This is a genomic window from Sulfurimonas sp. (genome assembly GCF_050296975.1).
In the GTDB taxonomy this organism is placed as follows: Bacteria; Campylobacterota; Campylobacteria; order Campylobacterales; family Sulfurimonadaceae; genus Sulfurimonas.
The window spans coordinates 50,347-63,727 of record NZ_JBNKRX010000002.1; the positions used below are offsets into that span (position 1 = coordinate 50,347).

General features: G+C 33.1%; 13 protein-coding genes. 4 read left to right on the forward strand and 9 right to left on the reverse strand.

Annotated features, from left to right (window positions below; all coding sequences use genetic code 11):
• Positions 1 to 84: 84 nt before the first annotated feature.
• The 4 genes from ACQY56_RS00430 to ACQY56_RS00445 are packed head-to-tail and all read left to right on the forward strand — an operon-like array spanning position 85 to position 3,499.
• Positions 85 to 1,548, forward strand: a complete 1,464-nt coding sequence (locus ACQY56_RS00430; protein WP_428737379.1) for an OprD family outer membrane porin — start codon at positions 85 to 87, stop codon at positions 1,546 to 1,548.
• Between the two features lie 8 nt (positions 1,549 to 1,556).
• Complete coding sequence (locus ACQY56_RS00435; protein ID WP_428737380.1) at positions 1,557 to 1,955, forward strand: TOBE domain-containing protein; 399 nt, start codon at positions 1,557 to 1,559, stop codon at positions 1,953 to 1,955.
• On the forward strand, positions 1,956 to 2,648 hold the full coding sequence (modB, locus tag ACQY56_RS00440) for a molybdate ABC transporter permease subunit (RefSeq protein WP_428737381.1): 693 nt from the start codon (positions 1,956 to 1,958) through the stop codon (positions 2,646 to 2,648).
• Positions 2,648 to 3,499, forward strand: a complete 852-nt coding sequence (locus ACQY56_RS00445) for an ABC transporter ATP-binding protein (protein ID WP_428737382.1) — start codon at positions 2,648 to 2,650, stop codon at positions 3,497 to 3,499. The genes modB and ACQY56_RS00445 overlap by 1 nt, the downstream gene beginning before the upstream one ends.
• Here ACQY56_RS00445 and ACQY56_RS00450 read toward each other — a convergent pair.
• From ACQY56_RS00450 to ccoO, 9 genes are all read right to left on the reverse strand, one after another.
• Positions 3,489 to 6,209 (reverse strand): RecB-like helicase, encoded by a 2,721-nt coding sequence (locus ACQY56_RS00450; RefSeq protein WP_428737383.1) that lies wholly within the window; start codon positions 6,207 to 6,209, stop codon positions 3,489 to 3,491. The two genes, ACQY56_RS00445 and ACQY56_RS00450, sit on opposite strands and share 11 nt — an antisense overlap.
• Positions 6,202 to 7,590, reverse strand: a complete 1,389-nt coding sequence (locus ACQY56_RS00455; RefSeq protein WP_428737384.1) for a hypothetical protein — start codon at positions 7,588 to 7,590, stop codon at positions 6,202 to 6,204. The genes ACQY56_RS00450 and ACQY56_RS00455 overlap by 8 nt, the downstream gene beginning before the upstream one ends.
• A 3-nt stretch (positions 7,591 to 7,593) precedes the next feature.
• A complete protein-coding gene (locus tag ACQY56_RS00460) occupies positions 7,594 to 9,942 on the reverse strand; it encodes a PD-(D/E)XK nuclease family protein (RefSeq protein WP_428737385.1) in 2,349 nt (782 codons plus the stop codon).
• A 22-nt stretch (positions 9,943 to 9,964) separates the two neighbouring features.
• On the reverse strand, positions 9,965 to 10,474 hold the full coding sequence (locus ACQY56_RS00465; RefSeq protein ID WP_428737386.1) for a FixH family protein: 510 nt from the start codon (positions 10,472 to 10,474) through the stop codon (positions 9,965 to 9,967).
• Complete coding sequence (locus ACQY56_RS00470; protein WP_428737387.1) at positions 10,458 to 11,168, reverse strand: 3-dehydroquinate dehydratase; 711 nt, start codon at positions 11,166 to 11,168, stop codon at positions 10,458 to 10,460. Before ACQY56_RS00470 ends, ACQY56_RS00465 begins: the two co-directional genes overlap by 17 nt.
• Positions 11,169 to 11,277: 109 nt before the next feature.
• Complete coding sequence (locus ACQY56_RS00475) at positions 11,278 to 11,502, reverse strand: DUF4006 family protein (RefSeq protein WP_428737388.1); 225 nt, start codon at positions 11,500 to 11,502, stop codon at positions 11,278 to 11,280.
• A 1-nt stretch (position 11,503) separates the two neighbouring features.
• A complete protein-coding gene (locus ACQY56_RS00480; RefSeq protein WP_428737389.1) occupies positions 11,504 to 12,451 on the reverse strand; it encodes a c-type cytochrome in 948 nt (315 codons plus the stop codon).
• Positions 12,452 to 12,460: 9 nt separating this feature from the next.
• Entirely contained in the window at positions 12,461 to 12,664 is a 204-nt protein-coding gene (locus tag ACQY56_RS00485; protein WP_428737390.1) for a cytochrome c oxidase, cbb3-type, CcoQ subunit, read from the reverse strand.
• A gap of 11 nt (positions 12,665 to 12,675) precedes the next feature.
• On the reverse strand, positions 12,676 to 13,368 hold the full coding sequence (gene ccoO / locus ACQY56_RS00490; protein WP_428737391.1) for a cytochrome-c oxidase, cbb3-type subunit II: 693 nt from the start codon (positions 13,366 to 13,368) through the stop codon (positions 12,676 to 12,678).
• Positions 13,369 to 13,381 lie beyond the last annotated feature (13 nt).

The following is a 13,381-nucleotide window of genomic DNA, read 5'->3' on the forward strand; positions in this document are numbered from 1 at the left end:
ATCGTTATATTATAAAAGATATAATGAAAAATTCAGTTTTCAATTGATATACTTCCCCAAAAAGAATATAAAAAAGGTACTCAAATGTTAAAAAAGAATATAAACTTACTCAGTACATTCACCTTTGTAGCTCTTACTGCAACAACTTTACAAGCTGCAAGTTCAGATATCAAATCTGCGATAAAAGCAAATGGACAGATGGTTTACTTTGAAAAACAAAAAGAAGTAGACTCATTCAAAGAACTTTTTTCAGAAGGAAACTTTTACGGAAGGCTTAGAAATAACAACTTCTATTATTGGTATGATGATTCTGCTAATAACACTCATTTTGTAAGTGCCATTGGTGCGAGTGCTGTATATCAAAGTGCTAAGTATAATGGTTTTGATTTTACAGTGGGAATGTATGGTTCTCGTGCATTTTTTAATGAAACCTCAAGTAATGTGAACACTATTAAACCTGCAAAAGATTTTTTTAGTAGATATGACTATGTCAATACTGGTTCAAAAACACTTTATACATTTGCTCAAGCAAATATAGGTTATATAATTTCAAAAACAAAATTGACTCTAGGTCGTCAATTGGTAGAGACATTTTATACAAAATCAAATGATACAAAGATGATACCTAATAGTTTTGATGGTGCTGTTTTAGAATCAAAAGATATAAAAGATTCAACTATAAAGTTTGCATACTTAGCGAAACAAAAACTTCGTGATCATAAAGATTCACACTCTGTTTTAATGTATGGGGATGCAGCCTCTTCAAGTGCAACAAGACCTGAATGGAGCCAAAATGATGACTCAGCTATGCATAAAGGTTTAACATATACAGCCTTAGCCGCAGCTGGTAAATCAACAAATGCACCTCTCATCGTTTTAGACGCACAAAACAACTCTGTTGAAAATCTTCAACTAAATTTTGCATCATATATAGTACCTGAACTTTTATCAGAAGCTATGATAGAAGGAAACTATAAAATCAACTTAGATGGTTTCTCTTTGACACCTGGTATACGTTACATAGAACAGTTTGACAATGGTGCTGGAGATGTTGGTGGAGCTTCTATAACGAAAACTGGTCTAAGTGGATATAAAGATCAAAACTCTTTAGATGCTCGTATGATTGCCGCAAGAGTTGTAGCTGGTTTTGATGATTATAAACTCAATCTTGGATATACAAATATTTTAGACAAAAGCGATTTAGTTACACCATGGAGAGCCTTTCCAACAGCTGGATATACAAGAAGTATGGGAATGTACAACTGGAGAGCAAACACAAAAAGTTATAGAGTTGAACTTACAAAAGGTGCAAATAAAACAGGTATATATAAAGATGGCTTTATTCAAACATCTATATTATACATCGATGGAGACAAAGCAAAATCAGAAAACGATAGATTGTATTATTATCTTGGATATATTCAAAATTTAGCATTTGCTCCACAGTTCCAATATCGTGTTAGATTTGGGTATAATCAGTACATCAAAGATAGTGATACAAAAACTGATTATTTGGACTCACGCTTAGAGTTTAACTACACATTTTAAGGGGATAGATGAGTCATTTTGTAGCTAAGATTGTGGAGATCGAATCTTTACAGAGCCTTCATCTTGTGAAGCTCTCTAGAGATGAGCAATATTTCTCTATGATCTCTTTAGAGTTAAATGAAAATGTTCAAGTTGGTACAGAGGTAAAACTTTATGTAAAATCTTCAAATATCGTGCTCTCAAAAAACTCTAATAAAGAGCTAAGTATTGCCAACCAATTCAAAACTATCATTACCTCTATAAAGTATGGAACAATTCTTACAAATATCAAACTAGATTTTTTAGGGAATTGTTTAGAAGCACTCTTAACAACTCACCAAGCAAAACAATTACAACTACAAGAGGGGGATAAAGTGTATGCGTTTATTAACGAAAGTGATCTCTCTTTGGTACCAATGGATAACTAGATGACAGCTTTACAAGAGATAGATTTCACACCTTTTTTACTCTCTTTTAAACTAGCAGCTATCACTACACTTGTGCTTTTTATAATTTCACTTCCATTTGCGTGGTATCTCTCTCAAACTCGCTCAAAAATCAAACCATTTTTAGAGAGTCTTACTGCCTTGCCTATAGTTTTACCACCATCAGTTTTAGGTTTTTATATCCTTGTCGCACTTTCACACAATTCACCAATCGGTGTATTTTTTGAAGATACTTTTGATATAAAACTGGTATTCTCTTTTAGTGGGCTTGTAGTTGCAAGTGCTTTTTATTCTTTACCATTTATGGTACAACCTCTGCAAAGTGGTTTTGAGTCACTCAATAAAAATATGCTTGAAGCAAGTTATATCGCTGGGAAAAGTAAAATGACAACCCTTATACACGTAGCACTTCCTAACATTAAACCAGCTCTTTTAACTGCCATTATCGTGACTTTTGCTCATACAGTTGGAGAGTTTGGTGTAGTGCTTATGGTGGGGGGCAGCATCCCAAGTGAAACAAAAGTTGCATCGGTTGCTATTTATGAAATGGTTGAGATAATGGATTATTCTATGGCTCATGTTTATTCTGCGATTATGGTTGCAATTAGCTTTTTGGTACTACTAAGTGTTTATATATTTAATAGAAGATACCAACATAAGATTGGATTACATTAATGGTTCATATAGATATAAATAAACAACTTCAAGGTGCTTCTGGAGAGATGCAGCTTCTTACTAATCTACATATAAAACAAGGGGAGTTTGTAGCTATTAGTGGCAAAAGTGGTAGTGGAAAAACAACTTTACTTCGCATCTTAGCAGGACTTGAAAATGCACGTGGAGAGATCAAAGTTGATAACTCTATTTGGTTGGGAAATACTCTGAATCTTCCACCACAAAAAAGAGAAATAGGGTTTGTCTTTCAAGATTACGCACTATTTCCAAATATGAGCGTATTAGAAAACCTTTTGTTTGTTCAAAAAGATAAGGAACTAGCACAACATCTTTTAGAAGTGACAGAACTTACAGAACTGCAACACCGCTTACCAAACCAGCTAAGTGGTGGACAAAAACAGCGTGTAGCACTTTGTCGTTCTTTGATGAGCAGACCTAAAATACTTCTACTGGATGAACCATTATCAGCACTCGATCCAGATATGCGAACAAAACTCCAAAACGAGATACTCGCACTTCATAAAGAGTTTGAAATCACTACACTTATGGTAAGCCATGACCCAAGTGAAATTTATCGTTTAGCATCTCGTGTACTAGTTTTAGACTATGGAAAAATCATCAATGATGGAACTCCAAGAGAGATATTTTTAAAAACAACAGGAAGTGCAAAATTTTCATTTGATGGAGAGCTTTTAGATATCATAAAAGTAGATGTAATCAACATTGCAATTATCTCGATTGGGCAACAAATTGTAGAAGTTGTTGTAAGTGATGAGGAGATCAAAGATTTAACCATAGGGCAGTCGTTAAACCTCAGCACAAAAGCATTTAATCCAATGCTTAGAGTTTGACCTGAACTATTTTTACGTTATCCTTTAAAATATAACACAGATACCCTTGTACTTCTTGGTTGGTTATCTCGGCTACTGCTTTTATATATGTTTTTACTTGTGCGTGATACTCATCACTAAAGTTTTCACCTGTTTTATAATCAAGTATCACCCAACCATCCCCTTTTTGCACAAGTAGATCGATATAGCGAAGATTATTTTTATACTTAATCGCTTTTTCTTTGAAATACTTCCCATCAATAAGCTCTAAAAACTGCTCATTTGAAATAAGTCTTGAGACTCTACTTTTTATCTCATCAAAATCTTTATCTTCAAGTGAAAAGCCAAATTTATTTGCACACATATCTAAAGCTGTTGGCAATGAACCAAGCTCAAAAGATTCCATCATCTCTAAAGTATAGTGCGTTGCTAGACCAAAATTTATACTCGCTAAATCTTGTTCTTGTTCATCCTCTAACTCTAATACCTCACTTTGTACACCATAATACTCATCGATAAACTCTAAAGGTGGATAGCTTGGTTTTGGTTGTTTTTGTTTTACCTCACATACTAACTCGCCAAAAGAGCCATCTTCTAAACCAAGTAGATCAAATATAGAGTCTTTTGTTTTTTTGATAATAAAGAGATTTTCACGTGCCCTTGTAAAAGCCACGTAAAGTGCATTTAAACTATCTTCTTGATTTAACTCTTTTTCTTTCGCTAGAGCCTGTGCATAATCCTCATCAATCAAGTCTCGATTTTGAATTCTAAAGTAGATACTCTCCAATTTTATACCATTGTATTTGTAAATGATGCTATCACGAGATGGCGGAGCTTTTTTGAGTCTATCCATCACGATCACATGCTCGTACTCTAACCCTTTAGATTTATGCACAGTAAGCACTCGTACACCGCTTATATCACTTGCAGCCGCTGAAACATCTAAACGCTCATACTCAAATAACAACGCTTCAATATCTTGGTAATTTTGCACAACATTCATAAAACGCATCAGGTGAAAATCATTTTGAAAAAGTTGGTAGCGATCTATTGCACTTTTGATCAGATCAAGCAGTTTTACTCTGTTTAGATCAATTTTCACAATATTTTCTACATCTCTACTGATCAAAGCAAAAAAGTTATACTTATAAATATCTTCACCAAAATAAAGATACTTCAAATACTCCAATACAGCTTTAATACTTCGTTGGTTTATAAGTTTTGTAGTGGTCTCTGTAACTACCTCAATCCCCTCTGCACTTAAAATGTTTTTTATCTCTTCTCCATCGCCGTTTGTTGCACAAAGTATCGCTATATCATCAACATCAACACCTTTTTGAAGCAACATTTTTACATGCGTTAACGTTTCCTCTAAAACCTCATCGTTTGTTTTGATAGAGACATAACCATTTTGTGCTTCTTCTCGAACCAGTTGCGGTGTATAGTTTTTTATCTTATCTTCAAAAGTATTATTTACAAACTCTACTACCTCTTTTTGTGAACGGTAGTTCACACGTAGTTTTTCTATTTGTGTATTATTCTCCTGTACCACTTCACCAAAAAGTGCCGATACACCTCCGCGAAATCTATAAATAGACTGCTTCACGTCCCCAACAAAAAAGAAACTTCCATTTTCAGCTACGCCAGTTCCTGAGGTAATTTCATTTATAAGTGGTTTTAAAATATCATACTGAATGATGCTGGTATCTTGAAATTCATCAAGCAACATATGCTCGATCGTAGCATCTATCCTAAAGTACAAAAATTCACTATCATCCAAGCGATGCAATATCTCATATACCAAAAGTGTCACATCAGAAAAACTTAGTTCACTATCATCGATGTAAAGTGCTTTTTTTGACTTTTTATAGATGTCGACCAACCCAAAAAGTGCATAAAAAAAGTTCTGCTCCCTTTGGTAAAAATACTCTCGTATAGCATCTTGAATTATAAATAAATTACTGTCCATTTCAAGCGTAAAACATTTTTTAAATACCCAATACTCTAATGTATCTTTATATACCCAAGTGGCATTTAACAACTCTTCAAAACTCTGTAATGAAACTGCTTTTTGTAAACTTGCCGATGCACCATCACAACTTGTGACTATCTTTTGAATGTTTGACAATGCTTCAAGTGCTTTTTGCTCATAACTTCGATCAAATACCTGCTTGAAACTAAACTGATTTAATTCCTCTTTTTTCTCATAAAATTGGTTGAGTAGTACAAATATATCGTTCACACGTTTTTTCGATTCAAGCGAAAGGTCTATAAGTGTACTTCTCTTATTTGCAACACTTACTTCTGTTAAAAATCGAGTAAGAAGTTTGAGTTCATGTTGCGAAGATGCAGTTGTAAAATCTGGCATAAGTGAAGCATAAAGCGAAAATTTGCGAAGCACTTTAGTAAAAAAACTATCGATCGTCATGATCTTTGTATTTGCATTTAAAAACTCTTTTAATAGCTGTGTTTTTTTATTTAAAAGCTCCTCTTTTGAAAAACCTGTCACATTCATGATCTCTACAAGCTCACCGCGGTTTTCAAGATCTTCTAAAGTCTCAACGATCCGCTCACTCATCTCTGAAGCTGCTTTGTTTGTAAAAGTAAGTGCCAATATCTTAGAAGCATCGGCCCCTTGAAAAAGCAAAGAGAGATACCGAACAACAAGCATAAAAGTCTTCCCGCTTCCTGCACTTGCTTCGTAGGCTAGGTTATTTATAAAGTTACTCATTTACTTCTTCTCTATCTTTCAAATCATTACCAAATTCTAAAACTCTTGTCTCTAAAAATTTATTTTTTTGTTCAAAATAAAGAGCAACTTGAGACTTTTCATTTGCATATGGTAACTTAAAATACTCAACAATTTCTTCAAATGGACTATGTATCATTATTTCATAGTCTATTACTGAGAGAATTATTACATTATCCAAAAAGTCATATTTACTTTTGTTTTTAAAAAGTCTTATAAAATTTTCTAACATTGGCATATGTGTATGAATAACTATGACACCATATTTGTTTAATGCATCTAATTTTTTAAAACACGAGTCTATTTGTTCAAGGGCTGAAAATATAGTCTCTTTAAACTTATTTTCTAAATCTATCGCACTACTATGAAGAATAATATTTTCATCAATATGTAATAATTTTGACTCAACAACTAAAAGATTATCATCCTTTTGTATATAAAACTCTGCTTTTCTATTACTTTTTTCTTTAATTAGTTCATCACATTCATAAAAATATTTATCATGTGAAAATTTTGTTAATCTTCTTAAGTAATTTTCAAATGTATTCCCAAAACTTTGTTTGAAGCTTTTTGAACTTTTCACTTCCTTATCTAAAATTGTAAATATTTTATAACTTAAAGATTCCAATAATATATTTATAGATGGTATAAAATAAAAATTATTTTCTAATTTTACGATTGGATATTGCTCAATTAACCGTATAGATTTCATTTTATCTTTTGTTATACCAAGCTCTTTAGCTTTTAAGCGATAATTTTTTATGCTTATAGAGAATACATCTAAAAAATTTTGTAATTTTTTTTCTGTAATTTTTTTGTCATAATCTTTAAGTAATCTCAACATATTTGCAAGATCAAAAGGTTCATAAATATCATGTTTCTCATTATTTAAAGTAAAAAAACATAGTATCTGCTTTGGTGTTAATCCAAAAAACTCTTGAAATAATCTCGCTTTTGTATTATATAGCTCAATTAACCTACCCATATCATTGACATAGGGGGCATAGTGTTTATTTTGCTCATACATATATTTTGTAATTGCTAAATCTAAGGAATAGTCTAAATCTGCTTTAAAATTCGACTCACTATCATAGTTCTTTAAATAAAAACTTATAAACTTTCTATAATCGTGCGTTCTTGGTAAATGGTCTAAGCTTACTTTTGTATTTTCATAATCAGATAATCTTAAAGCTAAATCCAGTAATTTTGAATACCAGTTTGAGTTTTGAAGATTGTACCTTTCTATGTCATTTGGTTCAATTTTTTTCAACTCTTCATCTGATTTGTTTTCTAATATTTTAATAAATACCAGCCATTCAAATGTTGTATATTTTTTTATATGATTTATGAGTGTTTTATTCATAAATTATTCTCGATCACACATAACACGATAAGGACAATGTTTACAGTTTTTTATATCTTCACACTCTGCCACCTCTATATCTTCAACCATCAGTAAGTCTTTTATGTGTGAATGTAGCTGTACCATTTTTTCTTCTAAAAATGTCTCGCTTACAATTTTTCCCTCTTTAAGATCATAAAAACTACACTCATTTACATTGCCTAGTTGCGTAGCTAAAAGTGTGTAAAATTCTAGTTGAAAATCAGTTGCATCGTGTAGGCTATTTTTTGTATAAAGTGGCAATTTTCCTGTTTTATAATCAACCACACTTAACTTTCCATCTTGAGTATCTATACGATCGAGTGTACCGCTAAGAATTAATCCCTCATACTCTAACTCTAGTTGTTTTTCAGTCGCTATTACCTCATACCCTTGTGCAAAACGTTTGATCTCATTTTCGCAAAACTGCTCCAGCACTTTTTTTTGTAAAGCGATTTGGTAACGGACAAACTCATTTTTATCACTCACTTGATCTAACTCTTTATCTAGGTCACGTTTGAGCTCTTGTATGTCGTTATAGTGAGTATTTTTTCTATATAAATTACAAAGTGCATTGTGTACTAAGTTTCCTATTTCGTACTCTTGTGGTATATCTTTTGGGATGATATGTTCTTGGAGTTTGAGTATATATGAGAGGTAAAACTTTTTTTTGCATGTGAGGTATGTTTTGAGTTTTGTATTTGAGAGTTTTTGTCCTATAAAACTATATGGCACTCGTATAGTTTCCCTCTCTTGGTTTAGCTGTGTATTTTTCTCAAAAAGAAGCTGTGCATAACTTTGTTCATCACAACATTGTTGCTCTTTGATATGGAGCTGTTTTAAAAATCTACTCGGATTTGTATCTACACTTTTTACATACGAGATTGCCACCTCTTTTGCATTTAACATCAGCATATTGTAGTAGTGTTTTTGAAGGTTTTCTCTGTCATTTGTTGTTGGTAGGTTTGCCATCTCTCTGATCTGAGTGTTTAAAAACATATCTTTATCGCTTCGTTTTGGCACTATACCTTCGTTAAAGTCAATTATGATAACCCCATCAAACTCAACACCACGACTCTCTAAAACTCCCATCACGGTTATTTGCCCACCACGGACATCATCCATATTCGCTTTTGCTAGTCTTTGCATAAACAGATTGAGTATAGATTTGGAAGAGTTGATATTTTTCATAAAAGGAAGCACTTTTAAAAAGCTAAAGAGTTCTTGATCGTAAAGTTTGAGCTCTTGTTTATCACTTATAAACTCCCTTATCTTATAAAAACACTCCTCAACTTTTACAAGATCATCCCGAACTCCATAAAGCTCAAAAATTACATCAGCAATCTCACTCCCTACTCTTTTTGCTCGATGGATATTTTCTTGACTCTCCTGCTCTAATGTTTTTATATTTGCATCCAAAAGTTTATAGATACTGCTTTGTTTAAAAGATATCCCCATTGCAAAGTTGAGATTTGATCGCTCATCAAAACTTTTTAAAAGCTCTACTTTTACTTCATTTGGTAAGATCACCGCTATCTTTTGTGCCTCATACCCTTTTTGTCTAAAATCATAAATCTTCTTTTTTATAAATGCGATTTGTAAAATATCCTCACTAAAACTCTCACAAGTTACATTGTTTATCTTTTGGATTTTATTTTCTTCTACAATCTCTTTGTTTGAGAAGTTTAAGCGATACTTGTAGCCACTTTGTAGTACAAATCCTAACTCTGCAAACTTCTCCTGCATTTTAAGGTTATAAGCAGTTGTGCTAAATACTATGTCTAACTCCACATCTTGTGCCACTTGTTTTAAAAGTTCTAATTCAAAGTTAGTTAAATATCCATCAAGCCAGAGAGTTATTTTTTCTTTATCATTTAGAAATGATCTATGAAAATTATACAACTTTGGTAAAAATATCTTATCCAATACTTTTTTTTCGTTACATAACTTTTCATAACGTTTATATAACTCTTCTAAGATTGTTATATGCTCATCAAATTCGGCATAAAGGTCAGCTTGATGTAACTTTGAAATATCATACAACTCAGCACTTAATTCTTCAAAAAATTTAAATATATACGAACTGTTTTTTGTAAAAGTGAAGAAGTTTCGCTCTATTTGTAATTGTGAAAACTCTTTAAAGTCAGCTGCTTCAAGTAAAAGAAGTATTCGACTATCTTCATCGATGTGTTTGTAACTTGAGACCACACACAGTTTGGAGATAAACTCACTCATACTCATGTAATCAGGTAAAAAAGTTGTTTGATTTTTGTTTTTTAGTTGCTCGTGCCGAATTGCACGAGATGAGGAGAGAACTATCGTTTCATTGTTCATAGCTTTGCCTTTTTATAACTAGCTAGAACTCAAAAGCCTCTTTTATACGAGTATCTGCTTTGATATTTAAAAATCTATAATCATCACCCACTTGCACACGAGCTATGATATTCCATACACCAACTTTTGGAAATTTTGCTCCACTAAATGTATATACACCATCTTCACAAGTAGCTTCGTTAAGCTCTTGATTAAACTCCGCAGTCTCAGGTCTACTGATATGCAAAATTATTTTTGCATCATTTACTGAACTATTATTTTTATCAGTAACTTTGTATTTTAAAAGTGGAATTTCCCCACCTATTCCCTCTGTGACATAAGTAAAATTATATTTCTTATCAAATGCTATTTGAGCATTTATAAACTCATTTGCTTTTGCATCCGCATCTTGATATTTACTCATATACGCATTACTTTCTTGGATATTTGCCTTACTGGTCACCATAATAGTAGCAACACAAAATCCAAAAACGAGGGTAATTGAACCACCTACTATATATGGCCAAATTTTACCACTACTCTGCTTGCTCATTTTTCAGCCTTCTTAATTCTATCTTTTTTCTAATGTATAGAACTATACCATATAAAACAAAACCATAGAAAAACAACTTCACCCAAAAAAGAGCTTCTTGATTTGCATCTCCTGGATCATTATCAAGTTTTACCCCTTTAGCAGTTGCAACTTGATGAGCAATATCGAGGTAACCATTGTACATTGAAGCAGCATATTTTCCAACAATTTGTTCATTTTTAGCTTTACCAGCTAGAAGTGGTAAAATTGTTCCACCATATTCAGTTCTGAGTTGATTAAAATGCTCCCAACTATCGGCATAAAAAATTGCCACAAAAAAAGCTTGTGCAGCCGATGTTGTCGGACTTAATACTTGCCCTCTATTAAAATATTTATATAAAACTGGATCATTTACTTGTATATCTACTTGTGTATCCATCTCTGAAAAAACTAAAAGTATAGTAGGTTTTTGAAAAGTTTTAAGTAACTCTTGCTCATATGTATACATATCTTGACTATCTGGCAACTCTTTTAACATTAAAAGTTTTAGTGATACACCAGTTTTTGTATAAAGCTCACTTCCTAAAAGCTCAATATCTTTTGTAAATGGCTCTCTATGAACAACTTCATCTTTATATAAATATTCTGCAAATAATTGTGATTGAAAAAAAATAATGAAGATGAGGGCAAAAAGCCCTCGTGTGTAAATTCTCAATGAATTACCCTACCCTAAATATAAATGATTAGGAGTTACTACCGCATAAAGTGTATACAGAGCCATAGCTAAAAGACCCCATGAAATAATTTTTTCCATTTTATGCTCCTTATTTTACGTCAACAACATAGTCAGATCTTGATGGAGCATTTTTCCCCATAATCCCTGAACCTATCTCTGTTTCATTTTGAATTTTGTAAAAGTTACTTGCATTTGCATTTTGTACACCTACTGCTAAGAAAACTAAAGTTCCTAAAATTCCAAGTAGTAGTACAGTTGCAATTAACATACCTGTTACACCATCAAGAGCGAAAACACCTCTATTTTCATTCATGTTATTCTCCTTCTAAGTCATCAGTATCAGGTAATCCTGCACTAATGTAAGCAGCAGCAGCTTCTCTTTGTTTGTCATTTAATCTAGCAAAAGATGGCATTTTACCAATTACACCTTTTTTACCATGACTAAGAACATTAACAACAAGTGCAGGAGTAAACTCAGCGATATCTGGAGCAACATACTCCATACCTTTACCATCAGCACCATGACAAGAAGAACATACAGCTGCAAATACATCTGCACCTTCACCTTGCATTCCATTTGCTACATATGAAGCAACTACATCAATCTCAGCATCTGTAATTGGTGCACCTGTATCCATGTTAAATAAGCCATTTCTATCTGGCATTGGCATTTCAGTACCAAGAAGTTGATTGTTTGAACCATTAGTTACAACATTTTTAACATTCTCTGCAGAGATTCTTGTGTGAAGGTTTGCAGCTTTGCCATCTAAACCTTTACCATCTGCACCGTGACAAACTTTACACTCTGCAATAAATACAGACTCACCCATTTTGATAAGTTCATTACCTTGAATATCTGCATATTTTTTAGCAAACTTAGCATCATGCGCTTTTACATCTTCATTATATTCACCAATTTGTGAGTATGCATTTACTGGATAACCCATTGTCCAGTACCATACACCCCAAATCATAGTTCCAAGGAACATAATAGCCCAACCCATTGGAACAGGGTTTTTATACTCACCAATATCATCCCACGACGCTTCTTCTAAATCACCTGTAGCAGTGTCGTTTTGCATTTGGCGAACGTACTTGATAACAACAAATACTGTAATGATTACAAGTGCAACCGCACCAGCAACCGCAAGCATGTTGACGATATCACCATTTAATCCACCCTTAGAACCACCTATCGACAACCATGTCAAAAGTACCATAAGAGCAGTAAAGATAATTCCCCCAAGCGTTAGCTTATTCATATATCTCTCCTATTTATGTTTTTTCTCAGATACAGCTTTCACCGGAGTGTCTACTATATCATCATTAAGTGCCATATTGCCATACTCTTCATAATCAACACCTGCTTCATCTTTTTTATTTTTATACAAATGGTATATATATGCATATAAACCTATCGTTAAAAACATTGTAAAGAAGAAGTAACCATACGCTTGAATAGTTGCAATATCCACACTAAACCCTTTTATTTTAAACTATTTAAATATGCAATTAATGCAACAATTTCTGGAATTTGACCAGCTTCAACTGCTGCTTTAACTTTAGGATCTTTCATATCTGCAGCGATTACTTTAGCTTCTTCTAAAGCCATTGCTTTTGCATCTGCTAATGAAGTACCAAGTTTAACTGTTACTGTTCCACCATCTCTAGTTGGGACAGCTTTGTTATAAGGAACAGCAAATACTTTATTTACAGTTACTTGTTCAGCATAAGCAGTATCAATATCTGCTTTGTTATCGAACATCCAAGCATATCCTGGCATAATTGAACCTGGAACAACCTCTTCAGGGTTTTTCATATGGTGTTCATGCCAATCAGTAGTTCTATAGTTACCAACACGCATTAAATCTGGACCAGTTCTTTTAGAACCCCAAAGGAATGGACGATCATATGCATATTCACCACTTAAAGAGTAGTGACCATAACGGTCAGTTTCAGCTTTAAAAGGACGAATTAACTGTGAATGACAAGCATTACAGCTATTTTTGATATAAACATGGCGACCTGCTAACTCTAAAGTTGAGTATGGAGCAGCACCAACAACAGGACGAGACGCTTGAACGAAGTTTGGTAAAATCTCAATCAAACCAGCAAAAGCGATTACAACAAATACACCTACCGAGAATAAGAACGGGTGTTTTTCTAACCAATGAAACATAATATAATCCTCC

What these genes read in the sequence shown, in the direction of transcription:
- ACQY56_RS00430 (WP_428737379.1), top strand. Translation starts at nt 85, where the DNA reads ATGTTAAAAAAGAATATAAACTTACTCAGTACATTCACCTTTGTAGCT.
- ACQY56_RS00435 (WP_428737380.1), top strand. Translation starts at nt 1,557, where the DNA reads ATGAGTCATTTTGTAGCTAAGATTGTGGAGATCGAATCTTTACAGAGC.
- modB (WP_428737381.1), top strand. Translation starts at nt 1,956, where the DNA reads ATGACAGCTTTACAAGAGATAGATTTCACACCTTTTTTACTCTCTTTT.
- ACQY56_RS00445 (WP_428737382.1), top strand. Translation starts at nt 2,648, where the DNA reads ATGGTTCATATAGATATAAATAAACAACTTCAAGGTGCTTCTGGAGAG.
- ACQY56_RS00450 (WP_428737383.1), bottom strand. Translation starts at nt 6,209, where the DNA reads ATGAGTAACTTTATAAATAACCTAGCCTACGAAGCAAGTGCAGGAAGC.
- ACQY56_RS00455 (WP_428737384.1), bottom strand. Translation starts at nt 7,590, where the DNA reads ATGAATAAAACACTCATAAATCATATAAAAAAATATACAACATTTGAA.
- ACQY56_RS00460 (WP_428737385.1), bottom strand. Translation starts at nt 9,942, where the DNA reads ATGAACAATGAAACGATAGTTCTCTCCTCATCTCGTGCAATTCGGCAC.
- ACQY56_RS00465 (WP_428737386.1), bottom strand. Translation starts at nt 10,474, where the DNA reads ATGAGCAAGCAGAGTAGTGGTAAAATTTGGCCATATATAGTAGGTGGT.
- ACQY56_RS00475 (WP_428737388.1), bottom strand. Translation starts at nt 11,502, where the DNA reads ATGAATGAAAATAGAGGTGTTTTCGCTCTTGATGGTGTAACAGGTATG.
- ACQY56_RS00480 (WP_428737389.1), bottom strand. Translation starts at nt 12,451, where the DNA reads ATGAATAAGCTAACGCTTGGGGGAATTATCTTTACTGCTCTTATGGTA.
- ccoO (WP_428737391.1), bottom strand. Translation starts at nt 13,368, where the DNA reads ATGTTTCATTGGTTAGAAAAACACCCGTTCTTATTCTCGGTAGGTGTA.